Source organism: Pantoea sp. CFCC18177, from assembly GCF_059412425.1.
In genome coordinates this window covers 220,977-245,147 of record NZ_JBNBPL010000006.1, presented here as the reverse complement: position 1 = coordinate 245,147, position 24,171 = coordinate 220,977, and the positions used below count along the sequence as shown (strand labels likewise).

The 24,171-nt window shown below is 52.9% G+C and carries 23 protein-coding genes; 8 read left to right on the top strand and 15 right to left on the bottom strand.

Translation table 11 applies throughout. The features are described from left to right. Positions 1 to 248 precede the first annotated feature (248 nt). On the bottom strand, positions 249 to 809 hold the full coding sequence (gmhB, locus tag ACPUC8_RS08920) for a D-glycero-beta-D-manno-heptose 1,7-bisphosphate 7-phosphatase (protein ID WP_039331167.1): 561 nt from the start codon (positions 807 to 809) through the stop codon (positions 249 to 251). 188 nt (positions 810 to 997) lie between these two features. On the opposite strand from gmhB, the gene metN reads away from it, so the two are divergent. The 6 genes from metN (at position 998) to proS (ending at position 6,555) form a co-directional block, all read left to right on the top strand. After that, positions 998 to 2,029 carry a methionine ABC transporter ATP-binding protein MetN gene (metN, locus tag ACPUC8_RS08915; protein ID WP_039331169.1) on the top strand — a complete coding sequence of 344 codons (1,032 nt, stop codon included), beginning with the start codon at positions 998 to 1,000 and terminating at the stop codon, positions 2,027 to 2,029. Further along, entirely contained in the window at positions 2,022 to 2,675 is a 654-nt protein-coding gene (locus ACPUC8_RS08910) for a methionine ABC transporter permease MetI (RefSeq protein ID WP_039331171.1), read from the top strand. The genes metN and ACPUC8_RS08910 overlap by 8 nt, the downstream gene beginning before the upstream one ends. Before the next feature lie 37 nt (positions 2,676 to 2,712). After that, complete coding sequence (locus ACPUC8_RS08905; protein WP_039331173.1) at positions 2,713 to 3,528, top strand: MetQ/NlpA family lipoprotein; 816 nt, start codon at positions 2,713 to 2,715, stop codon at positions 3,526 to 3,528. 115 nt (positions 3,529 to 3,643) lie between these two features. Beyond that, complete coding sequence (gene rcsF / locus ACPUC8_RS08900; protein WP_039331175.1) at positions 3,644 to 4,045, top strand: Rcs stress response system protein RcsF; 402 nt, start codon at positions 3,644 to 3,646, stop codon at positions 4,043 to 4,045. Continuing rightward, positions 4,042 to 4,746, top strand: a complete 705-nt coding sequence (tsaA, locus tag ACPUC8_RS08895) for a tRNA (N6-threonylcarbamoyladenosine(37)-N6)-methyltransferase TrmO (protein ID WP_039331177.1) — start codon at positions 4,042 to 4,044, stop codon at positions 4,744 to 4,746. Before rcsF ends, tsaA begins: the two co-directional genes overlap by 4 nt. A 90-nt stretch (positions 4,747 to 4,836) precedes the next feature. Then, complete coding sequence (gene proS / locus ACPUC8_RS08890; protein WP_039331180.1) at positions 4,837 to 6,555, top strand: proline--tRNA ligase; 1,719 nt, start codon at positions 4,837 to 4,839, stop codon at positions 6,553 to 6,555. Positions 6,556 to 6,584: 29 nt separating this feature from the next. On the opposite strand, the gene arfB is transcribed toward proS, so the two are convergent. Next, complete coding sequence (arfB, locus tag ACPUC8_RS08885) at positions 6,585 to 6,995, bottom strand: alternative ribosome rescue aminoacyl-tRNA hydrolase ArfB (RefSeq protein ID WP_058972668.1); 411 nt, start codon at positions 6,993 to 6,995, stop codon at positions 6,585 to 6,587. A 216-nt stretch (positions 6,996 to 7,211) separates the two neighbouring features. Here arfB and ACPUC8_RS08880 point away from each other — a divergent pair, with 216 nt between their 5' ends. Next, positions 7,212 to 7,412, top strand: coding sequence for a YaeP family protein (locus ACPUC8_RS08880; protein WP_013507964.1), 201 nt, complete (start codon positions 7,212 to 7,214; stop codon positions 7,410 to 7,412). Continuing rightward, complete coding sequence (gene rof, locus ACPUC8_RS08875; RefSeq protein WP_039331186.1) at positions 7,399 to 7,662, top strand: Rho-binding antiterminator; 264 nt, start codon at positions 7,399 to 7,401, stop codon at positions 7,660 to 7,662. Before ACPUC8_RS08880 ends, rof begins: the two co-directional genes overlap by 14 nt. Before the next feature lie 40 nt (positions 7,663 to 7,702). Here rof and ACPUC8_RS08870 read toward each other — a convergent pair whose 3' ends face one another. From ACPUC8_RS08870 to bamA, 13 genes are all read right to left on the bottom strand, one after another. Next, positions 7,703 to 8,011: a c-type cytochrome gene (locus tag ACPUC8_RS08870; RefSeq protein WP_039331188.1), complete on the bottom strand. Its 309-nt coding sequence runs from the start codon at positions 8,009 to 8,011 to the stop codon at positions 7,703 to 7,705. A gap of 14 nt (positions 8,012 to 8,025) precedes the next feature. After that, positions 8,026 to 9,327 carry a tRNA lysidine(34) synthetase TilS gene (tilS, locus tag ACPUC8_RS08865; RefSeq protein ID WP_494926056.1) on the bottom strand — a complete coding sequence of 434 codons (1,302 nt, stop codon included), beginning with the start codon at positions 9,325 to 9,327 and terminating at the stop codon, positions 8,026 to 8,028. A 53-nt stretch (positions 9,328 to 9,380) separates the two neighbouring features. Further along, positions 9,381 to 9,770 carry a VOC family protein gene (locus ACPUC8_RS08860; protein ID WP_039331192.1) on the bottom strand — a complete coding sequence of 130 codons (390 nt, stop codon included), beginning with the start codon at positions 9,768 to 9,770 and terminating at the stop codon, positions 9,381 to 9,383. Between the two features lie 75 nt (positions 9,771 to 9,845). Further along, entirely contained in the window at positions 9,846 to 11,996 is a 2,151-nt protein-coding gene (locus ACPUC8_RS08855) for a lysine decarboxylase LdcC (RefSeq protein ID WP_494926055.1), read from the bottom strand. Between the two features lie 421 nt (positions 11,997 to 12,417). After that, positions 12,418 to 13,377, bottom strand: a complete 960-nt coding sequence (gene accA / locus ACPUC8_RS08850; RefSeq protein ID WP_039331196.1) for an acetyl-CoA carboxylase carboxyl transferase subunit alpha — start codon at positions 13,375 to 13,377, stop codon at positions 12,418 to 12,420. A gap of 12 nt (positions 13,378 to 13,389) precedes the next feature. After that, positions 13,390 to 16,872 carry a DNA polymerase III subunit alpha gene (gene dnaE, locus ACPUC8_RS08845; RefSeq protein ID WP_494926054.1) on the bottom strand — a complete coding sequence of 1,161 codons (3,483 nt, stop codon included), beginning with the start codon at positions 16,870 to 16,872 and terminating at the stop codon, positions 13,390 to 13,392. Positions 16,873 to 16,903: 31 nt separating this feature from the next. After that, positions 16,904 to 17,530: a ribonuclease HII gene (rnhB, locus tag ACPUC8_RS08840; RefSeq protein ID WP_058972673.1), complete on the bottom strand. Its 627-nt coding sequence runs from the start codon at positions 17,528 to 17,530 to the stop codon at positions 16,904 to 16,906. Beyond that, positions 17,523 to 18,671: a lipid-A-disaccharide synthase gene (lpxB, locus tag ACPUC8_RS08835; protein WP_494926053.1), complete on the bottom strand. Its 1,149-nt coding sequence runs from the start codon at positions 18,669 to 18,671 to the stop codon at positions 17,523 to 17,525. The genes rnhB and lpxB overlap by 8 nt, the downstream gene beginning before the upstream one ends. Positions 18,672 to 18,674: 3 nt before the next feature. Then, positions 18,675 to 19,463, bottom strand: a complete 789-nt coding sequence (lpxA, locus tag ACPUC8_RS08830) for an acyl-ACP--UDP-N-acetylglucosamine O-acyltransferase (protein ID WP_058972675.1) — start codon at positions 19,461 to 19,463, stop codon at positions 18,675 to 18,677. 3 nt (positions 19,464 to 19,466) lie between these two features. Next, complete coding sequence (gene fabZ / locus ACPUC8_RS08825) at positions 19,467 to 19,922, bottom strand: 3-hydroxyacyl-ACP dehydratase FabZ (protein ID WP_013507953.1); 456 nt, start codon at positions 19,920 to 19,922, stop codon at positions 19,467 to 19,469. 193 nt (positions 19,923 to 20,115) lie between these two features. Continuing rightward, complete coding sequence (lpxD, locus tag ACPUC8_RS08820; protein ID WP_039331205.1) at positions 20,116 to 21,141, bottom strand: UDP-3-O-(3-hydroxymyristoyl)glucosamine N-acyltransferase; 1,026 nt, start codon at positions 21,139 to 21,141, stop codon at positions 20,116 to 20,118. A gap of 3 nt (positions 21,142 to 21,144) precedes the next feature. Continuing rightward, positions 21,145 to 21,645 carry an OmpH family outer membrane protein gene (locus ACPUC8_RS08815; protein WP_039331207.1) on the bottom strand — a complete coding sequence of 167 codons (501 nt, stop codon included), beginning with the start codon at positions 21,643 to 21,645 and terminating at the stop codon, positions 21,145 to 21,147. A gap of 95 nt (positions 21,646 to 21,740) precedes the next feature. Continuing rightward, the gene (gene bamA, locus ACPUC8_RS08810; protein WP_039331209.1) at positions 21,741 to 24,152 is read right to left on the bottom strand and encodes an outer membrane protein assembly factor BamA; all 2,412 of its coding nucleotides are present in this window, start codon (positions 24,150 to 24,152) and stop codon (positions 21,741 to 21,743) included. Between the last annotated feature and the right edge of the window lie 19 nt (positions 24,153 to 24,171).

Below are 24,171 nucleotides of genomic sequence, written 5' to 3'. Positions count from 1 at the left end.
AGCGGTGCAATCAGCGCCTTAAGCTGCTGTTGCGAGGTGGCGTATATTACGCTTTCCTCCTTCAGAGTCAAACACTTTTTTCAGCGTTTTTCATCTGGCGGGGTGAATCACTTCACTCCCTGCTGAGCCGTCTGCGTTGCCGCTTTGCCGTCTCAGTGGTGGCGCATTATAGGCAGACTCTGAGGAAGCGCAAGCGTAAATTTCAACTTTTTTACTGTTCGATTAAGTTTTGTGCAAAAGGCCCGTTTTTAGGCCTTTTTCAGTCGTCCAGGTAACTCTGCCAGACTATTAAGCACCCAATCGGCCGCAGCCTCACCTTCGGCAGTTACCGGTTTTCCGCTGCGCACCAGCACTTTTGTACCCACACCCGCCGCCTGCGCAGCCTGCATATCTTCTATTTTGTCACCTACCATATAAGAAGCAGCCATATCGATGTTCAGATGCTTCTGTGCAGACAGCAGCATGCCGGGTTGCGGCTTACGACAATCACACGCCTGGCGATACTCTTCTACTTTTGCATCGGGGAGATGCGGACAGAAATAGATACCGTCGAGATCGACATCGCGATCCGCCAGCGACCAATCCATCCATTCGGTGAGCTGCATAAACTGGTCTTCAGTAAACATGCCGCGCGCAATACCAGATTGGTTGGTCACCAGCACCAATGCGTAACCCATCTTTTTAAGCGCCTGTAACGCTTCAATGGTGCCATCAATAAATTCAAAATTATCGATTTCATGGACATAGCCGTGATCGACATTCAGGGTGCCATCACGATCAAGGAAAATAGCCGGGACTTTGTTCGTCACGTAGAAACTCCTGCTGCAAATAGTGCCGCTCAGTATCGCATGATTGCGTATAGCGAGAGAATGGCAGATTGAATGACTTCGATTGATTTAGCCGTCTGGATGCCTTAACATCCATCCAAATTTCACGCTGCACAACAGCATGAAACCCGATACACCACGGACAACGCAACACGATAACTATTAAACTAATGATTAAACTCGAAAATATTACCAAAGTGTTCCAGCAAGGTTCACGCACTATTCAGGCGCTGTCAAACGTCAGCCTGCATGTGCCTGCTGGGCAGATTTATGGCGTCATCGGTTCTTCCGGTGCCGGTAAAAGCACGCTCATTCGCTGCGTTAACTTATTAGAACGTCCAACTTCTGGCCGCGTATTGGTTGATGGCCAAGAGTTAACCGCCCTCTCCTCCGGGCAACTCACGCTGGCTCGCCGCCAAATTGGCATGATCTTCCAGCATTTTAATCTCATGAACTCACGTACTGTATCTGGCAACGTCGCACTCCCGCTTGAGTTGGGCAATCTGTCACGTGACCAGATTAAAAAACGTGTGACTGAGCTGTTAGAGTTAGTTGGACTGGCGGATAAACACGACAGCTGGCCAGCCAATCTCTCTGGCGGTCAAAAGCAGCGTGTCGCCATTGCGCGTGCACTGGCAAGTAACCCGAAAGTTCTGCTGTGTGACGAAGCCACCAGTGCACTGGACCCGGCCACCACGCGTTCAATCCTCGAACTGCTGAAAGACATCAACCGCCGTCTTGGTATTACCATTCTGTTGATCACGCACGAAATGGACGTGGTAAAACGCATCTGCGATCAGGTTGCGGTAATCAGTAATGGTGAGTTGATTGAGAAAGACAGCGTCAGCGAAGTGTTCTCGCACCCTAAAACTCCGCTGGCTCAGCAATTCATTCAGTCCACGCTCCATCTGGATATCCCGGACGATTATCAGCAGCGTATGACACCACAAGCCACCGCCGAGAGTGTGCCTCTGCTGCGCCTGGAATTCACCGGCAAATCGGTAGATGCGCCGCTGCTTTCTGAAGCCGCTCGCCGTTTTAATGTGAATAACAACATCATCAGTGCCCAAATGGATTACGCCGGTGGCGTGAAGTTCGGCATCATGCTGGCCGAAATGGATGGCAGTGAAACAGATACACAGGCAGCGATCGCCTGGCTGCAAGAAAATCATGTGAAAGTAGAGGTACTGGGTTATGTCTGAAGCGATGATGTGGTTACTGACGCGTGGCGTCTGGGAAACGCTGATGATGACCTTTGTCTCCGGTTTCTTTGGTTTTGTTCTTGGCCTGCCAGTAGGCGTGTTGCTGTACGTTACGCGCCCAGGACAGATTCTGGCGAATGGTGCGCTTTATCGCGTGTTGTCTGCGCTGGTGAATATCTTCCGCTCAATTCCCTTCATTATTCTGCTGGTATGGATGATTCCGTTCACGCGCGCCATTGTGGGCACCTCGATTGGTCTACAGGCCGCCATTGTGCCACTGACGGTCGGCGCGGCTCCCTTTATTGCACGTATGGTTGAGAACGCCTTGCTGGAGCTGCCTACCGGTTTGATTGAAGCCTCACGCGCCATGGGCGCCACCCCGCTGCAAATCGTGCGTAAGGTGTTGCTGCCGGAAGCCCTGCCGGGTCTGGTGAATGCCGCTACAATTACCCTGATTACGCTGGTCGGCTATTCCGCCATGGGCGGTGCCGTGGGTGCTGGCGGTCTGGGTCAGATTGGTTATCAGTACGGTTACATTGGCTATAACGCCACCGTGATGAATACCGTACTGATTTTACTGGTTGTTCTGGTGTACTTAATTCAGTTCTGTGGCGACCGCATTGTACGTGCTGTGTCCCATAAATAAGCAAACAACATCAATAGTCCTCTATTAAGGAAAGGATATGTCTTTCACATTTAAAAAGATTGCCGCTGTGGGTGCTCTGATTGGCGCAATTGCGCTGGCAGGATGCGATCAGAAAGCTAAAGATCCAAACCACATCAAAGTGGGTGTGATTGTCGGTGCTGAGCAGCAGGTTGCAGAAACCGCTGTTAAAGTTGCCAAAGAGAAATATGGCCTGGATGTCGAACTCGTGACGTTCAACGACTATGTGCTGCCAAACGAAGCACTGAGCAAAGGCGATATTGATGTTAATGCCTTCCAGCACAAACCGTACCTGGACCAGCAGATCAAAGATCGTGGTTATAAGCTGGTTCCAGTCGGCAACACCTTTGTTTACCCGATTGCTGGCTACTCGAAAAAAATCAAATCTCTGGATGAACTGCAAAACGGTGCGCAGATTGCTATCCCTAACGATCCAACCAACCTTGGTCGTTCTCTGCTGCTGCTGCAGAAAGTGGGCCTGATCAAACTGAAGGATGGCGTTGGCCTGCTGCCAACCTCACTGGATATCGTTGAGAACCCGAAAAACCTGAAGATTGTTGAGCTGGAAGCGCCGCAGCTGCCACGTTCACTGGACGACCAACAAATCGCCCTGGCCGTGATCAATACCACCTACGCTAGCCAGATTGGCCTGACGCCAGCGAAAGATGGCATCTTTGTGGAAGATAAAGATTCTCCATACGTCAACCTGATCGTCAGCCGTGAAGATAATAAAGATGCGGAGAACGTGAAGAAATTTGTTCAGGCTTATCAGTCTGATGAAGTTTCAGAAGCCGCGAATAAAATCTTCAACGGCGGTGCAGTGAAAGGCTGGTAATTTTCTCCTTTCATGCCATGCAGGGCGGCTTCGGCCGCCCTTTCTTTTTGCTGACTTGTTATTTAATCCGGTCCTTGATTCAATAACGCCACTTTTTATTTATGAGGATGTTGATATGCGTTTTTTACCGCTCTGCTTGTTGGCATTAATGCTAACAGGGTGTGTACGTGAATATCACCCGATAAGCAGCGCCCCAGTTCGTCCACAGGCGTCATCCAGCGAACCTGAACGCAAACCCACTCCACGCCCTGCGCCGGTGAAAATTTATACCGACGCTACCGATCTGGTCAGCAACCCGTTCCGCGATCTGGGTGAAGTTTCCGCTGATGATTGCCAGAGCAGCAGCCAGGATTCGCCACCCAACATCAACACCGCGCGCAAGCGTCTGCAGATCAAAGCGGCGAACATGAAAGCCAATGCGGTATTGCTGCACAAGTGCGAAATCGTCACCAGCACGCCGGGCTGCTATCGCCAGGCGATTTGCCAAGGCTCTGCACTGAAAGTTTCCAATCAATGAGTGATTTTGCCTTTGCGCAAATCGGCGTTATTCGTTCGCCGTGGAAAGAGAAATTTGCCGTGCCACGCCAGCCCGGCTTAGTGCAGGATGGTAGCGGCGAATTGCACTTGCTGCCGCCCTATAATCAGCCGGAGGCGGTGCGCGGGCTTGAAGACTTTAGTCACCTCTGGGTGCTGTTTGTCTTCCACCAAACCATGGAAGGTGGCTGGCGTCCAACCGTGCGCCCACCTCGCTTAGGCGGCAACGCCCGCATGGGAGTATTTGCCACGCGCTCAACGTTTCGCCCCAATCCCATCGGCATGTCGCTGGTCGAGTTAAAAGGCATCCGGTGTGAAAAGCAGCAGGTGATTTTGCAGCTTGGCAGTCTGGACTTAGTTGATGGCACACCCGTAGTGGATATCAAACCCTACTTGCCATTTGCTGAAGCCCTTCCCGATGCACGCGCAGGATTTGCCCAAAGCGCTCCGGATGCGAACATGCCGGTGCGCTTCTCCGCGTTAGCGCAAAGCCAAATCCAGCAGCAGAAAAAGCACCCACAGCTGGCGCGATTTATTGCTGAAGTATTGGCGCAAGATCCCCGCCCTGCCTATCGAAAAGGTGAAGCGGAAGATCGTGAGTATGCCGCCTGGCTACTCGACTTTAATGTGCGTTGGCGTATTGATGAGGCCGGCACCGAAGTGATCGCCCTCGATCCGCGCTAAAACAAGCTTTTGAGTGATTGGTCTCGCTGGTACACTAGCCGCCAGAAAAATTTTTGTCAGTGTCCTTCCGTACAACTGGAATCGTAATCAATGCGTACTACTCAATATCTGCTCTCTACTCAGAAAGAGACGCCTTCCGATGCGGAAGTGATCAGCCACCAGCTGATGCTGCGCGCCGGGATGATCCGTAAACTCGCTTCTGGCCTTTACACCTGGTTGCCGACCGGTGTCCGCGTCTTGCGAAAAGTTGAAAACATCGTACGCGAAGAGATGAACAATGCGGGCGCGATTGAGATCTCGATGCCGGTGGTTCAGCCTGCCGATTTGTGGGAAGAGAGCGGTCGTTGGGAGCAGTACGGCCCGGAACTGCTGCGCATTAAAGATCGCCACGACCGTCCATTCGTATTGGGTCCAACCCATGAAGAAGTAGTGACCGATCTGATCCGCAACGAGCTGAGCTCCTACAAACAGCTGCCGCTGAACCTGTATCAGATCCAGACCAAATTCCGTGATGAAGTTCGCCCGCGCTTTGGTGTGATGCGCTCGCGCGAGTTCATCATGAAAGATGCGTATTCGTTCCATACCTCGCAGGAATCGCTGCAGGAAACCTATGACGCGATGTACCGCGCATACAGCCAGAGCTTCAGCCGTATGGGTCTGGATTTCCGTGCGGTTCAGGCTGACACCGGCTCCATTGGCGGTAGCGGCTCTCACGAATTCCAGGTTCTGGCACAGAGCGGTGAAGATGATGTGATCTTCTCGAGCGAGTCCGATTATGCTGCCAACATTGAAAAAGCAGAAGCGGTTGCGCCAGCAGGCGATCGTCCAGCTGCTACGCAGGAACTGACGCAGTTCGCGACGCCAAATGCCAAGACCATTGCAGAGCTGGTTGAGCAGCATCAGATCCCGGTTGAAAAAACCGTGAAGACGCTGATTGTCAAAGCAACTGAAGAGAGTGGCCATTCGCTGGTTGCGCTGTTGGTGCGCGGCGATCATGAACTTAATGAGATCAAAGCAGAACATCTGGATATCGTTGCCTCTCCACTTGAAATGGGCAGCGAAGAAGCCATTCGTGCCGCAATCGGTGCCGGTTTCGGTTCTCTCGGCCCTGTTGGCCTGAACATGCCCGTGATTGCTGACCGCACCGTGGCCAAAATGAGCGACTTCTCAGCGGGCGCTAACATTGATGGTCAGCACTTTGCCGGCATCAACTGGGTCCGTGATTTACCAGAAGCACGCGTGGAAGATATTCGTAACGTGGTGGAAGGCGATCCAAGCCCAGATGGCAAAGGCACGCTGCAGATCAAACGCGGTATCGAAGTTGGTCACATCTTCCAGTTGGGTACCAAGTACTCAGATGCGATGAAAGCGGCAGTACAAGGTGAAGATGGCCGTAACCAGATTATGACCATGGGTTGCTATGGTATCGGCATCACCCGTGTTGTGGCGGCAGCCATTGAGCAGAACCATGACGAGCGCGGTATCATCTGGCCAGCCGCACTGGCACCGTTCGAAGTCGCGATTCTGCCAATGAACATGCACAAATCTTTCCGCGTGAAAGAACTGGCGGAAGAGCTGTACAACGAACTGCGTGCTAAAGGCATCGATGTGATTCTGGACGATCGCAAAGAGCGCCCTGGCGTGATGTTCGCTGATATGGAACTGATTGGCGTGCCGCACACCATCGTGATTGGCGATCGTAACCTTGATAATCAAGAGATCGAGTACAAATCGCGTTCAGCCAGCGAGAAGCAGATGATTAAGCAACACGACATCGTCAACTTCCTGGCAACAGCCCTGAATAAGTAACAGTGAGCGCCTCCTTTGGGAGGCGTTTTTTATTGCACCTTCCCACGCATCGCCTTCACATTACTGCGTCGTGTTTTACTCTCCAGCCTGCGCTCTTTTGATGCGCGTGTCGGACGCGTTGCCCGCCGAGCCTTTTCAACCGTAGTAAGTTCACGAATCAGATTGATTAACCGCTGCAGGGCCGCCTCGCGGTTCATTTCCTGGCTGCGGTATTCCTGTGCTTTGATAATCACCACGCCTTCTGCAGTGATCAAATGGTGGCTTGCCGCAAGGAGTCTCTCCTTGTAAAACGGCGGCAACGACGATGCGTGAATGTCGAAACGTAGATGAATGGCGGTGGATGTTTTATTCACATGCTGGCCGCCCGCGCCCTGTGCGCGGATGGCACTGAGCTCGACTTCATTATCGGCAAGTGAAACCGTTCGAGACAGCACGATCATCTGTCACCTGCCGTTAGGTACGACGTTGTGTCGTGTAATAAGCTATTCATCAACTTAACCTTTTGTGCGCCGTCTAAATGCTTAAGACCAGCGCTATCTGTCACTTTTACACTTTTCTTTGCAAACATCCCGCGCCTCCCTGGCTGATTTCCATGAAAATCCTGTGATATAGTCGCGTATCAACCAGAGTATTTAAGCTCTGCTGAGGAGGTGTATGTGCAAAAGTATTGTGAGTTAGTTCGCCAGAAGTATGCCGAAATTGGTAGTGGCGACCTGGGGTATGTGCCAGACGCGATAGGTTGCGCGCTAAACGCACTCAACGATATTGCCGCTAATTCTGCGCTAAACTCTTCTGTCAGGGAACAAGCAGCTTACGCTGCTGCAAACTTATTGGTGAGCGACTATGTTGACGAATGAAGCCTACAAACCCATCAACTGCGATGACTACGATAGCCTCGAACTCGCCTGCACCAAACACTGGACGCTGTCTTTGGAGTTAAAAAGCGGCGATCAGCTCAAGGCGAAAGCCGTGGACATGGTCTCACGTAAAAACGTGGAGTACCTGACAGTCGATCTTTCCGGTGAAATCCGCGAACTTCGGCTGGATCACATCGCCAGCTTTAGCCATCCCGAACTGGGCACCGTCATCGTCAGCGAAGACGAATAGTCCCCTGCATCTGGGCGGGAGCCCTTCCCGCCCTCCTCATTTAAGGCTTTAACGACCCATAGTAAGCCGCCAAATCTTCCATATCCTGATCGCTCAGTCCCGCAACAAAAGCTTTCATCACTTCGGCCTGTCCGCCACTGCGCTCGCCCTTTTTATAGGCTTGCAACGAATGCAGTAGATAGGGTGCATGTTGTCCCGCGAGATTAGGATACAGTGGCACCGCACTTTTCCCTTCCGCGCCATGGCACGCCAGACAAGTGGCCGCTTTCTGCGCCCCCGCATTCACATCGCCGTCGGCAAAAACCGGCAACGCAGCAGCCAGCAACGCGGTTGCCATCCAGTATTTCATCATTGCTCTCCATCTTATTGTTGTTTTGACCAGATCGCCTGCCAGCCTCGCTCATTGCTGGCAGCACCTTCACGGGTAACAAAGATTCCCGGTGCGCAAATCAGCGTCTGGTTGTAATAAATCAAGGGGATACGCTCACGTTGCCACGGCGGTACACCTAATTCCTGCCACAGTTTTTTCATGTCGCGGCCACCTGCACGCCCTTGCAGATGATAATAGCCGCGCGCCTGGAAACGAATGTTGATCGATTCGCCTGCGGAAGGTTGGCGTAATAGGGCCAAGCCCGTATCTGCCTGCAATTCTCCTATACCACCGGGCAATGGCAGCGAGTACCTGCGGTCATGCCAGGTTAGCGAGTGCTGACTTAGCGATGGCTGTGAGATAAGCCAATAGAGTTGTTCACGATAACGATGAAGTTCAAACAGGCCAAAACGCAGGCAAGGATTCGCATCTCCACGGCTGAGCATTACCTCGTCGGTAATACGTTTTAACGCTGAACGTGAAGGCATTGTGCCCCCCTGCAATGCAATCCAGCGCCGCAGCAGCGCATGCCGTCGCGCTTCGCTCATTGTTAGCAGCGGAGGAAAATGCAGTGCGCCTTGGGCGTCAGTAAGATGCGTTACCTGCTCCGCCAGCAATTCATCCAGCAACTGCTCTTGCTCGCCACAAAGGGCGGCACTGCGCGCGCTGGCGGCACTGAAATGCGGCCAGCGCGCCTGCAACAACGGCAGAATCTGCTGACGCAAAAAGTTGCGGTCATAACGGCTGTCGGCGTTACTTTCGTCTTCAATCCAGCTTAACTGCTGTTCTGCCGCATAGGCTTCAAGCTGTTCACGGCTTACATCCAGTAGCGGGCGCAGATGGAGATGCCCCTCAATTTCGCGCTGCACCGGCATCGCGGCTAATCCAGCCGGACCACTGCCACGTTTGAGTGCCAGCAGCAGCGTTTCGCATTGATCGTCGAGGTGCTGAGCAGTCAGTAAGCACTCACCGGGTTGCAGCTGTTGAAACAGGATTTGATAGCGCGCCTCACGCGCTGCAGCCTCGATACCCTTAGCGGAACCGTCAACCTGTACATGCAGCACTTCGCAGGGAATGCGCCACTGCTGACAGATCTGCAGGCAGTGCGCGGCCCAACTATCGGCATTCGGGCTTAATCCGTGGTGAACATGTAACGCACGCACGTAAAGCTGCGGCAGTTGGCGTTGCCAACTGACCAACTGATGCAGCAAGACCGTGGAGTCCAGTCCGCCACTGAACGCCAGCACACAGCGGGCGTCGGGTGTCAGCAACGAAGCAAGATGGGAAAAAGACATAGCGCGTTCCATCAAAGCGGGCCGCCTGATTGCGACCCACAGCGGACGCTAGTTTACGCCTGATACAGCTCCAGCGGCAAACCGTCTGGATCGGGGAAGAACGTGCAGGCTTTACCGGTTAAGGCATCAATACGGATCGGTTCGCACACCACGCCTTTCTCCGCAAGGGCGGCAATCGACAGCTCCACGTCATCAACACAAAAAGCCAGATGGCGCAGACCACAGGCTTCCGGGCCACTGACGCGCGCAGGAGGAGTGGGGAACGAGAACAGTTCAATGGTGTATACGCCATTCAGCCCCAGGTCCCCTTTCCACGAGTCGCGCTCGGCTCGGTAGTATTCGCCCAACAATTCAAAGCCTAACACGTCACAGTAAAACGCCTTACTGCGCTGGTAGTCGGTGGCAATAATGGCAATGTGGTGGATCTGTTTTATCTGCAGCATAGCGGCTCCGGTTTTCACGTTAGCCGCATACCCTACGTGCTCTGCGCGGCGCTGAAAAGAGGCAATTATCCGAACTTAGTCAACGTTCTCCTCCCGTAGCACACGAACCAGGTAACGGCCATCTTCGGTGAGCGTTGCCCCATGAATATCGGTTTCAAATCCAGGATAGTGCCGCCCGATAGTGCAGAGCATCAACAGGAAATCGAGTACGGCCCGGCTCTCCTCGGTGACCATTTCCCCTGGCATCACCAGCGGCACGCCCGGAGGATAAGGCAGAATCATATTGGCGGAAATGCGTCCCACCAACTCGCGGATATCCACCGTTTCAACGAATCCCTGCACCTGACGTTGAAATGCCTGGTGAGGTGTCATCTTCGATTCTGGCAACACATCGAAGGCTTTAAGCATCAGGCGCGGCAGATCGTGTTGTAGGATCAGTTGGTGAATGCCCTGCGCCAGGGTCTGAATGCGCATATTACGGTAGAAGTCGGGATCTTCCGCATACAGATCCGGCAACATGTTTTTTACCCGCAGGTTGAGATCGTAGGCGCGTTTAAACTCGGTCAAACCGCGCAGTACGCTCATGGCCTTGGTTTTATCGATGCCAATACTGAACAGGAACAATAAATTGTATGGTCCCGTTTTCTCGACCACTACCCCACGTTGATCGAGGAATTTCGCCACCAGCGAGGCCGGAATGCCCTCTTCCGCCATGTGGCCCAGTTCACTCATGCCCGGTGTCAGAATGGTGACTTTAATCGGATCGAGATACATGTGATCGCGATCGGCATGCGTAAAGCCGTGCCACTCCTCTTCGCCCGGCTGGATCGGCCAACACTCGGCTTCATCAATCTGTTCCGGTTGCCAGATATCAAAGAACCAGCCGTCACACTCTTCGCGTAGACGCTGTATTTCACGCCGGAAATGCAGGGCTCGCTCTACCGAGCGATTAATCAGCCGTTTGCCCGGATTGCCACGCAGCATCGCCGCGGCGGTTTCGATGGATGAGACTATCGCGTAACTCGGCGATGTCGTGGTGTGCATCATGTAGGCTTCGTTAAAGGTGTCATGATCGTAATCGCCTTTGATGTGAATCAGCGAAGCCTGTGAGAAAGCGGCCAGCAGTTTGTGTGTTGATTGGGTCTCATAAATCACCTTACCGGGAATGCGATCCCCGCTCATGCCACTTTTACCGGCGTAAATCGGATGGAAATTGGTATAGGGCACCCACGCAGAGTCGAAGTGGATCGATGGGACATCCAGCGTTTGTTTGATGTACTGCGTGTTGTACAGCAGCCCATCATAAGTAGAGTTGGTGATCACCGCATGCACCGGCCAGTTGGCGCATGGCGTGTTGTTTACCTTTTGCTGAATGCTGTCACGGGTGAACTCACGCTGTGGAATGCCGCCGAGAATACCGAGCGCATTGCGGGTCGGTTTGAGCCAAATCGGAATGATGTCGCTCATCATCAGCAAATGCGTGAGTGATTTATGGCAGTTGCGGTCAATGAGTACTGTGCTACCCGCTGGCGCGGCATACATCCCCACAATTTTGTTCGACGTCGATGTACCGTTGGTCACCATGTAGCTTTGTTCTGCGCCGAAAGTTCGCGCCACATACTCTTCTGCTTCAAGATGCGGACCGGTGTGGTCGAGCAGCGATCCGAGTTCCGTTACCGAGATCGACACATCCGCCTTGAGGGTATTGGCACCAAAGAAATCATAAAACAGACTGCCCACCGGGCTTTTCTGGAACGCGGTACCGCCCATGTGGCCAGGTGTGCAAAAGGTGTATTTGCCCTCTTTCACATAGGTGAACAGCGCCTTGGTCAGCGGCGGCATGATTTTGTCGATGTATTCATCGGTGTATTGGCGGATATGCAAGGCGATATCGTCAGCCGCATTGAGCGCGTACTCGAAGAACTGCAACGCCATGCGCATTTCATTAATGCTGACATCCATTTGCGAATGGGTGTTGATGAAGGCGTAGAGCGGCAAATATTCATTGAGCTGATTGATGTCGCTACACAGCGCCAGACTGTAATCGTCCCAGTCAAAAATCACGCCACAGATGCGCGGATTGTGTTCAATAAGCTTGAGCAGGTCGCTGGCATTGTTGGGATAAACGGTCTGGAAGCCTTGTAATTTGAGCGCTGCGTCCAGTTCGCGAATCGGTTCATCTTTGTAGAACGCGCCGTGCGGTCCCATGATCGCAATAATATTCAATGCTCACCTCCTGTGGTGTTATGGCACTGAATAAGGATAGCGAAAACTGGCGGGTGAATGTTCTGGAAAGGTGTGCTGTTAATGAGAGGTTTCGCTGTAAGTCGTGTGCAAGGTCCAGAGTAGGCCAGCCCGATCGCAAAGGAAACACGCATCCATGCAGATCTGCCGGGCCGTCCATGGCCCGGACGCTTTGCTATTCGGGCTGGCCTACTCTGGCCGGTTAGATTGTTATTGCTGCCCAATCCACAGTCGTCTGTTTGAGCCCCTCATCATTTAGGACAGTTCAAGGAGTAAATGGACGCCTTGCACTTCGGACTGGCCTTTACTGGACCACGCAATGAGCGCATAGCAACGACACCTAAACTAAAGACATAAAAAAAGCGGACCTCAGTCCGCTTCTCTTCACTCATTACAGCTTGCTTTATGCGTAGCCGTAGCTCATCAGACGCTGATAGCGACGGTTAAGCAACTCTTCGGTGCTCAGCACGTCGAGATCGGCCAGATCGGCTAACAGCTGTTTCTTCAACGCCCCAGCCATGTCGACTGGATGACGATGCGCGCCGCCCAGTGGCTCTGGAATGATTGAGTCAATCAGCTTCAACTCTTTCAGACGATCGGCAGTGATGCCCATCGCTTCCGCAGCCAGTGGCGCTTTATCGGCGCTTTTCCACAGAATCGACGCACAACCTTCCGGTGAGATCACCGAGTAGGTGCTGTACTGCAGCATGTTCACTTTATCGCCCACGCCAATCGCCAGCGCACCACCGGAACCGCCTTCACCAATCACGGTACAGATGACCGGGATTTTCAGGCCAGACATCTCACGCAGATTACGCGCGATAGCTTCAGACTGACCGCGTTCTTCTGCGCCCACGCCCGGATAAGCACCCGGCGTGTCGATGAAGGTAATCAGTGGCATCTTGAAGCGTTCAGCCATCTCCATCAGTCGCAACGCTTTACGATAGCCTTCTGGAGCGGGCATACCAAAGTTACGACGGATCTTCTCTTTGGTTTCACGACCTTTCTGATGGCCAATCACCATCACTGGACGACCATCAAGACGGGCAATACCGCCGACAATCGCTTTGTCATCGGCATAGGCGCGGTCGCCTGCCAACTCATCGAAATCATCAAACGCGTTGCGGACATAGTCCAGCGTGTAAGGGCGCAGCGGGTGACGCGCGAGCTGCGCAACCTGCCAGGCACCTAAATCGGAGAAGATTTTACGGGTCAGCTCAACGCTTTTTTCACGTAGACGCTGCACTTCTTCATCCAGATTAATATCGTGTTTCTCATCTGAACGGCCAATTGACTTCAGCGAGTCGATTTTCGCTTCCAGTTCTGCGATTGGCTGTTCAAAATCCAGGTAATTAAGACTCATAATGTTCCTGTTTTAGTCAAACTCCAGTTCCACCTGCTCCGATCCTACTAACGACCGCAAATCGTTGAGTAAACGATCGCTGGGCGAAATTCGCCACGCTGCACCAAAGCGCAGCTTCGCCCGCGCATCTGCTCTCTGATAATAGAGATGCACCGGAATGGTCCCGGAACGATGAGGCTCCAGAGACTGGCGGAGACGGTTTAAAAGCTGGTCATCAATTTGCCTGTCCGTCAGCGAGATAGCAAGTCCGCGCGCGTATTTTTCCCGCGCTTCGTCGATGTCCATCACTTCTCGAGCGGTCATTTTAAGGCCACCGCTAAAGTCATCAAAGCTGACCTGTCCACTGACGATCAGGATACGGTCTTTCTCCAGCAACTGCTGGTATTTATCTAACGCATCGGTAAATAACATCACTTCCAGACGACCAGAACGATCGTCGAGAGTACAAATACCAATTCGGTTGCCGCGCTTGGTGACCATCACGCGGGCGGCAATCACCAGCCCCGCGGCGATGGTTACTTTACCACGATCCGTTGGATGCATGTCCTTCAGGCGCATGCCGCCAACGTAGCGATCGATCTCTTTCAAATACTGATTGATGGGATGACCCGTGAGGTACAGCCCGAGCGTCTCACGTTCGCCATCCAACTGAATTTGTTCAGGCCAGGGCGTAATATTGGTATAGGACTTCTCAACCTGCTCTGGCTCTTCTGCCAGCACGCCAAACATATCCGCCTGACCTGTGGCTTCCGCTTTCGCGTGCTGGTCCGCCGCTTTCAGCGCATCGCTGAGCGCACTCATCAAGGCGGCACGATGCGGACCCAGACGATCGAATGCGCCCGACATGATCAGCTTTTCCATCACACGTCGGTTGATCTTCTTGGTATCGGTGCGCGCACAGAGATCAAACAGCTCTTTGAAGTAGCCGCCTTCGTTTCGCGCTTCAATAATCGCTTCGATCGGACCTTCACCTACGCCTTTAATCGCGCCGATGCCGTAAACGATCTCACCTTCATCATTGACGTGGAACGGATACAAGCCGGAGTTAATGTCTGGCGGCAACACTTTCAACCCCATGCGCCAGCACTCATCCACCAGACCAACCACCTTCTCGGTGTTATCCATATCCGCGGTCATCACCGCCGCCATAAACTCGGCGGGATAGTGCGCTTTTAGCCATAGCGTTTGATATGACACCAAAGCATAGGCTGCCGAGTGCGACTTGTTAAAGCCATAACCGGCGAATTTCTCTACCAGATCGAAGATCTTCATCGAGAGTTCGCCATCAACACCCATGCTCTCGGCACCGTCCTGGAACACTGAACGCTGCTTGGCCATCTCTTCGGGTTTCTTTTTACCCATAGCACGGCGCAGCATATCCGCACCGCCCAGGGTATAACCCGACAGCACCTGAGCGATCTGCATCACCTGTTCCTGATACAGAATGATGCCGTAGGTCGGTTCCAGCACCGGCTTCAGGGTTTCGTGCTGCCACTGAATATCCGGATAGGATATCTCTTCACGACCGTGCTTACGGTCAATGAAGTTATCTACCATGCCTGATTGCAGCGGCCCCGGACGGAACAGCGCCACCAGTGCGATCATATCTTCAAAGCAGTCCGGCTTAAGACGTTTGATCAAGTCTTTCATGCCGCGCGATTCAAGCTGGAATACCGCCGTGGTTTCCGAACGCTGCAGCATATCGAAGCTTTTCTTGTCATCCAGCGGGATGGCGGCGATATCGATCGGCTCCAGCCCCTCTTTGGCGCGGCGCGGGTTAATCATCTTCAGCGCCCAGTCAATGATGGTGAGCGTACGCAGGCCAAGGAAGTCAAACTTCACTAGCCCGGCATATTCCACATCATTCTTATCAAACTGGGTGACCGGGAACTGGCCATTTTCATCGCAATAAAGCGGGGCGAAATCGGTGATTTTGGTTGGCGCTATTACCACACCACCGGCGTGTTTACCGGCGTTACGCGTGACACCTTCCAGCTTACGCGCCATATCAATCAGCGCTTTGACCTCTTCATCTGCCTCGTAGATTTCCGGCAGTTGCGGTTCCGCTTCAAAGGCTTTTTCCAGCGTCATGCCGGGATCGGGCGGGATCAGCTTGGAGATACGATCGACAAAACCATACGGATGACCGAGCACGCGTCCCACGTCGCGGATAACCGCTTTCGCCGCCATGGTTCCGAAGGTGATGATCTGTGATACCGCTTCACGGCCATACATCTCAGCAACGTGATCGATGACCTGGTCGCGCTTCTCCATGCAGAAATCGACGTCGAAGTCAGGCATCGACACACGCTCTGGGTTGAGGAAACGTTCGAACAGCAGGTCAAACTCCAGCGGATCAAGGTCAGTGATTTTCAGCGCATAGGCCACCAATGATCCTGCACCTGAACCACGGCCCGGCCCAACCGGAATGCCGTTATCCTTCGACCACTGGATAAACTCCATCACGATCAGGAAGTAGCCCGGAAATCCCATCTGGTTGATAACGTTAAGTTCAATCTCCAGACGTTCATCGTATTCTGGTCGCTTTTCAGCACGCAGTTTGTCATCCGGGAACAGGAATTCCAGACGTTCTTCCAGCCCCTCGCGCGATTTCATCACCAGGAAGTCTTCGGTACTCATTTCACCGGTGGGGAACTGTGGCAAGAAGTACTCACCAAGGCGAACCGTGACGTTACAACGCTTAGCAATCTCTACGCTGTTTTCCAGTGCTTCTGGGATGTCCGAGAACAGCTCGCACATCTCCTCTTCACTGCGCATATATTGCTGAGGACTGTAATTGCGCGGACGCTTGGGATCGTCCAGCGTATAGCCATCGTGGATGGCAACGCGAATTTCATGCGCGTCAAAGTCTTCCTCGTTGAGGAAACAGACTTCATTGGTCGCCACCACCGGCACGCCCTCGGCAATCGCCAACTCAACGGCGGCATGCAGATAGGTCTCTTCATCGGCACGCCCGGTGCGCGTCAATTCAAGGTAGTAGCGGTTTGGGAAATGTTCCTGATAAAAACTGAGACATTGCGCCACCAGCGCGCTGTTACCACGTAGTAGACTCCGACCAACATCACCACGGCGTCCACCGGAAAGCAAGATGAGCCCTTCGCCTAATTCAACCAGCCAGTCACGATCGATAATCGGCCCTGCGATGCCATAGCCACGTTGATAGGCTCGTGAAATCAGCAGCGTCAGATTTTGGTAACCGGTGTTATTGGCGGCGAGTACCGTCAGTTGGGTCAGCTCATCACCCATCAATTCACTGGCAACGTGGAAGTCCGCACCGACGATCGGTTTTACCCCTGCATCGTGCGCGCTACCGTAGAATCGCACCAAACCACAGAGGTTGATGTAATCGGTGATGGCAATCGCCGGCATGCCGAGCGCAGCCGCCTTTTTGACCAGCGGCTTGGTTTTCGCCAGGCCATCCACCATGGAGTAGTCGCTATGGACGCGCAGATGTATAAAACGAGGTTCAGCCATATCAGTTTCCGGTTAAAACAGCGTCAGGCTATTAAAGCGTAGTAGGCTGACGCGCGGCCAGCACATCAGCATCAATCAAAGCATTACGCACCGGCGCAAAGCTGCGACGGTGATGAGGCGTGGCACCAAACTGCGCCAGTTTTTCCATGTGCAACGCGGTCGGATAGCCTTTATGTTGGGCAAACCCATATTCCGGGAACAGCTGATCCAACTCGGCCATTTCACGGTCACGCGTCACTTTGGCGATAATCGATGCAGCGCTGATCTCTTGCACCAGGCTATCGCCCTTCACCACTGCCTGAGAGGGCATCGGCAGCGCGGGGCAACGGTTCCCATCGATCAACACAAAATCTGGCGTGACAGACAAGCCTGCAACGGCACGCTGCATCGCCAGCATGGTAGCGTGCAAAATATTCAGCTGATCAATCTCTTCAGGCTCGGCACGGCCAAGACTCCAGGCCAGCGCCTTTTCTTTGATCTCGTCATACAAAGCCAGACGACGTTTCTCAGAAAGCTTTTTTGAATCGGCCAAACCCACGATTGGGTTAGCGGGATCGAGGATCACGGCAGCCGTAACCACCGCACCAACCAGTGGACCGCGTCCGACTTCATCAACGCCCGCAATACATTGTGCGTTGGGATAGATAAACTCAGCCATTGGCGATCTCCAGCACGGCATCCGCGGCCTGCTCATCGGCGTTCCAGCGAATCTGTTGGTGTAATTCATTGAAGGTTTGCATCAGTGCATCACGCTCTGGCCCTGCATGAAGCAGAGGTTCCAGTGCTGCGGCCAGCGATTCCGGCTGACACTCATCCTGTAACAGCTCTTTGACCAGTTCGCGCCCCGCCAGCAGATTAGGCAATGATACGTAGGGTGTTTTTACCAACCGCTTTGCCAACCAGAAGGTGAACGGCTTCATGCGATAGCCCACCACCATCGGACACTTCGCCAGCATGCACTCCAGGGCGGCCGTCCCCGATGCGAGAATTGCAGCATCGCTGGCGATCATCGCCTGGCGACCTTTGCCATCCAGCAAATGCATCGGTAGCTCTGGCGCAACCTCGGCTTTGATATGCTCAAACTGCTCACGACGCTTGGCATTCACCAGCGGCACGACAATTTCCAACGTCGGATATCGTTGGCGCAGCAACTGCGCCGCACGCAGGAAATCAGCGCTGAGCATTTCCACTTCTGCACCGCGGCTACCAGGCAGCAAACCAAGGCAAATAGCATCATCAGCAATACCTAACTCACGGCGTGCTGCAGACTTATCGGGCTGCAGTGGCATCGCATCCGCCATGGTGTGGCCAATAAACCGGCACGGTACGTTGAAGCGATCGTAAAACGCTTTTTCGAACGGCAGGAACGCCAGCACCAGATTGGTGTTACGGCCAATCTTGAATACGCGTTTTTGCCGCCATGCCCAAACTGACGGACTGACGTAATGAATGGTGCGAATACCCGCGCGCTTGAGGCTACCTTCCAACGTAATGTTGAAATCCGGTGCATCAATGCCGACGAACACATCAGGTTTGAGTTCGGTGAAGCGCTGCGTTAAATCTTTGCGAATTTTTAGCAAGCGGCGCAAACGGCCGAGCACTTCGACAATGCCCATGACCGCCAGCTCTTCCATCTCATACCAGGCTTCACAGCCTTCGGCTTGCATCAATGGGCCGGCAACGCCGACAAAGCGGGCATCGGGATGGCGCGCTTTCAACGCACGAATAAGACCTGCACCAAGAATATCGCCGGAGGTTTCTCCGGCGACCAAGGCAATCGTTAAGGGACGCACTGACATGGATTAACGAATCAATCCACGCGTTGAACGAGCAAAGAAGTCGTAGAAAGGCTGCACTTCGCTGTGTTGTTTCGCCAGTTCTTCGATCTCTGGTTTCACTTCATCCAGCGTTTTGCCGCTGCGGTACAGTAATTTGTACGCATTACGAATCGCGTGCAGGGCTTCTTTGCTAAAGCCACGACGCTTAAGCCCTTCGATATTAATGCCGAACGGTGTCGCGTGGTTACCCTGCGCGATAACATACGGCGGGACATCCTGCGCCACGCCTGAACAACCGCCCACCATCACGTGCGCACCAATGGTGCACCACTGATGCACTGCCGTCATGCCGCCGATAATCGCAAAATCATCAACCGTCACGTGGCCGCCCAGGGTCGCGTTGTTGGCGAAGATGCAGCGATTACCAATCACGCAGTCATGGGCAATGTGCGCATTGACCATCAGCAGGTTGTCACTGCCAATTTTAGTCAGGTTGCCACCTTGCGTGGTGCCACGATGAATGGTGACGCTTTCACGAATACGGTTGCGATCGCCGATTTCAACACGCGTTGGCTCACCGGCATATTTCAGGTCCTGATTCACTTCGCCAATTGAAGCAAACTGATAGATCTGATTGTCTTTACCGATACGCGTATGGCCATTCACCACCACGTGCGATTTGAGCACCGTACCTTCACCAATCTCCACGTTAGCACCGATAAAGCAAAACGGGCCGATGTGAACATTGGCGCCAATAACGGCACCCTCTTCAATAACAGAACTGGGATGAATACTGGCGGTTGAATCAATCACTAATTATGCCTCCCGGCTACGGGCACACATCATGGTCGCTTCACAGACAATCTTGCCGTCTACTGTTGCCACGCCTTTGAAGCGTGTCAGACCACGACGAGTTTTCTCGAAGGTCACTTCCATGATCATCTGATCGCCCGGTACTACCGGACGCTTGAAGCGGGCTTCGTCGATACCAGCGAAGTAATACAGCTCACCGGGTTCCAGTTTCCCAACGCTTTTAAACGCCAGAATACCTGTTGCCTGCGCCATAGCTTCCAGAATCAGAACGCCTGGGAAAATCGGCTTACCAGGGAAATGTCCCTGGAAAAACGGTTCATTAACAGAAACGTTCTTCACCGCACGCAGGTATTTATGCTCTTCAAATTCCAGCACGCGGTCAACCAGCAAGAATGGATAGCGGTGCGGCAGCAGTTCTAAAATCTCTTCGATTTTCAGAGTATGCGTTTCAGTTGTCAAAATACTCTTCCTGTCCTAAAAAATCTGATGGCAATAATAACACGGCCTGCACAGATCAAAATGATCCTCCGCAGGCCGCAAATCAGTTCGTTGGCGTAACGCTTTCTTGAGAGACTTGTTGCTTCGTTCGGGTTAAGCCGATGAAGAGACAAAGTACGCTGCTTTATTATGAAAGCGGGTCGCGGAGATGCGTTTAGTCGTCTTTGCCGACCTTACGTTCGATGGCTTTTAAGCGTTTGCTCATTTCATCGATGTTCATCACCAGCGCTGCCGTTTTACGCCAGGTTTTGTTGGGTTGCAGTGGAATACCCGAAGAGTAAACCCCTGGTTCTGTGATTGGGCGCATCACCATGCCCATACCGGTAACGGTCACTTTGTCACAGATTTCCATATGGCCGTTAATGACGCTGGCGCCGCCAATCATACAATAACGACCAATCTTCAGACTACCCGCCATGATCACACCACCAGCAACGGCAGTGTTATCACCAATCACAACGTTGTGTGCAATCTGACACTGGTTATCTATGATAACACCATTGCCGATCAGAGTGTTATCCAGAGCGCCGCGATCAATGGTAGTACAGGCACCAATTTCTACCCGATCACCTATCACAACGGTACCCAACTGCGGAATTTTAACCCAATTACCACGGTCGTTAGCATAACCGAAACCATCAGCACCGATCACGGTACCGGACTGAATCAGACAATCCTGACCGATCTGGATCTCATGGTAAATCGTGACGTTAGCCCACAAACGGGAGCCACGGCCGATACGCGTCTGCTTACCAACAAAACATCCTGCGCCAATCACGACGTCGTCACCCAGCTCAACGCCGGATTCGATCACCGCATTTGCACCCACCGACACGTTCTTACCCAGCTTCGCAGTGGGATCGATTACCGCACTAGGCGCGATATTTTGCGCGGGCTGCGGCGTTGTGTCCAGCAGTTGTGCCATACGGGCATAGGTCAGGTAAGGATTTTTCACCACCAGGGCGGCCGTTTTACACCACTCCAGATCCGCTTCCGTCAGCACCACGGCTGAAGCCTGGACAAGAGCGAGCTGCTCGCGGTAGCGGCTGTTTGCAAGAAAAGTGATTTGACCAGTGGTGGCGGATTGCATAGAAGCAATGCCGGAGATGGCGATATCGCCATCTCCGTGCAATTCTGCATCCAACTGCTGGGCTAAATCAGCCAGTCGAATTGAAGACATCAATTATTTAACCTGTTTTACAACGTCAGCAGTGATGTCTTTAGCATCAGCAGAAGAGTACAGCACAGCCTGAGAGTCCAGCACCAGGTCGTAACCTTCGCTTTTCGCTACAGACTGAACAGCGGTCTGGATTTTAGCCAGCAGCTTGTTACGCTCCTGCATCTGACGAGACTGGTTGTCTTTGTCGAAAGCCTGCGCTTTCTGTTCAAAGGCAGCACGCTCAGAAGCAATCTGCTTCTCTTTCTTGGTACGGTCGCTTGCCTTCATGGTTGACGCATTACGCTGCAGATCCTGGATTTCGCCCTGGATTTTCTGCTGTTGCGCCTGGAGGTCAGAAGCACGGCCTGAGAACTCACCCTCAAGCTGCTTAGCAACAGCGGCACGCTGCGGAGACTGCTGGAAAACCTGGCTCAGGTTCACAACGGCGATTTTATCGGCCGCTTGGGCACCCGCAGAAGCAGCTAATGCAACACCCAGAGCAGCAGCACAGAACAACTTTTTCACTATAAACTCCTTACCTCAACGTGTGTGTTTGCAGCGTGTCACGCGTCAGCGCGACACGGGTGCAAGACGATATTTTCACTTCCTTGTTCAGAACTTTACCAGGTTTTACCAATGTTAAACTGGAACTGCTCTGACTTGTCTCCCTCGACTTTCTTCATCGGCTGGGCATATGAGAATACCAGCGGACCTAACGGCGACATCCATTGCAGGGCAACACCTGCAGAGACGCGAATATTATTCGGATCGCTGTAGTCCGGAATGCCAGCCGCACGTGTTTCTGCGGTATTCTGCCATTTCGTATCCCAGACCGTACCGGCATCCATAAACACCGAGGTACGTACTGAGTTAGCATACTTCTCGCTCAGGAACGGCGTAGGCGTGATCAGCTCGAGGCTGGCAATCGCCATGGCGTTACCGCCCACCGCATCATCTGACTTACAGATACCGTTAGGATCCGTCAGATTACAGGTGGATGAGTGATCGTTCAGGTACGCAGCTTTAGGACCAATGGTGTTGGACTGGAAGCCACGAACCGTACTTGAACCACCGCCGTAGAAGTTCTCATAGAACGGCATCTCTTTTCCACCGAGTCCGTCACCATATCCGACACGGCCACGGCCCAGCACTACCCAGGTACCGTCACGGTTCAACGGCACGTACTGCTGAGAATCCAACGTTGCTTTGTAGAAGGCGTTATCAGAACCCGGAATCGTCACTTTGCCGTTCAGGTTGGTGCGGTTACCCTTGGTAGGGAAGAAGCCGCGGTCCAACGTGTTGTACGTCCAACCGTAGTTGAAGGTGAAGTCATCTGCTGAGAAATCACCGTCATCATTCAGACCCTGATGACGACCTACCGAGTCAAGATAACGCCACATCGCAACCTGCGGCTGCATATTGGACAGATCGTTATGTACATATCCTAAGCCAACACGCAAGGTGTTGTTTTCGTTAACTGGGAAGCCCAGCGTACCGTCTACACCATAACTTCTGTTGGTGTAGTCTGACAGGTCCGCATCATCGGCTTTAAAGTCGTTATAGAATACGCGGCCACCCAGGCTGACACCGTCGACCGTAAAGTACGGATCGGTCAGTGAGAATTCAGCATAGGTTTGGTAATCGTTCTTCGTCCCGCTGATGCCAACGGTATTACCGGTGCCCAGCCAGTTTTCCTGGGTCACACCCACCTGGAAGCTGACGCCACTTTCCGTACCGTAACCGACACCAAAGTTGAACGTACCGGTGTTACGCTCTTTGACCTTGTAGACCACATCAACCTGGTCCGGAGAACCTGGTACACGCTGGGTGTCTACATCGACCGTTTCAAAGTAACCGGTTCGGTTCAGACGCTCTTTACCCTGGTCAACCAAGTCGCTGCCTAACCACGCACCTTCCATCTGACGCATTTCACGGCGCAGAACCGCATCTTTGGAGGTGTCATTACCTTCAAAGCGAACTTTGCGCACGTAGTAACGGTTACCTGCATCAACATTGATGTGCAGCTTGACAGTTTTGTCCGCATCGTTAATTTCTGGCTGTGTCACCACACGCGGATAGGCGTAACCGTAGCGACCCAACAATTTTTTGATGTCATCTTCCATCTGGGTCACTTTGGTGCCGTTATACAGCTCACCCGATGGAATACGCGTCATTTTTTCGATTTCAGCCGAATGACCCGCCATGCTGCCGTTAACAATCACGCCAGCAATTTTGTACTGATCGCCTTCAGTCACGTTCACGGTGATATAGATGCCTTTTTTATCTGGCGTCAGGCTCACTTGCGTTGAATCGATATTGAAGCGCGCATAGCCGCGATCCAGATAGAAGCTGCGTAAGGTCTCAAGATCCCCAGCCAACTTCTGTTTCTGGTATTTGCGATCGCCCACTACGTTCCACCACGGCACTTCATCACGCAATGAGAAGCGCGAGATCAATTCGTCGGAGCTAAATGCTTTGTTACCGACAATATTGATCTGCTGGATCTGTGCAGATACGCCTTCCTGGAAGACAAATTTCAAGTCCACGCGGTTACGTGGCAGCGGCGTCGCAATGGCTTTGACGCTGGCGGTGTATTTACCGACGCTGTAGTAGAAATCTTCCAGACCCTTCTCAATAGAAGAGAGCGTCGTGCGGTCAAGTGCTTCGCCGACACGCACACCGGAGGCTTCAAGGTTCTGCTTCAGCTGATCTTCTTTCACCGCTTTGTTACCGGAGAAAGTGATGCTGGCAATGGTCGGACGCTCTTTCACCTGAACAATCAGGGTATTTCCGTCACGCAGAACCTGGACATCTTCAAAGTTGCCGGTGGCGAACAGTGAACGAATGGTGTTTCTGACATCGTCATCAGAAACCGTATCACCGACACGTACCGGCATGCTGAGCAGAGCCGCGCCGACGGCGACTCGCTGGAGACCTTCGAAATGAATGTCCTTCACTACGAAATCGTCTGCACCGTACACGGTGGCGCTGCTAAACAGCAGCGACGCTATGAGCAACTTTTTCATCGCCATCGTTGTTATGCGTTTTCCT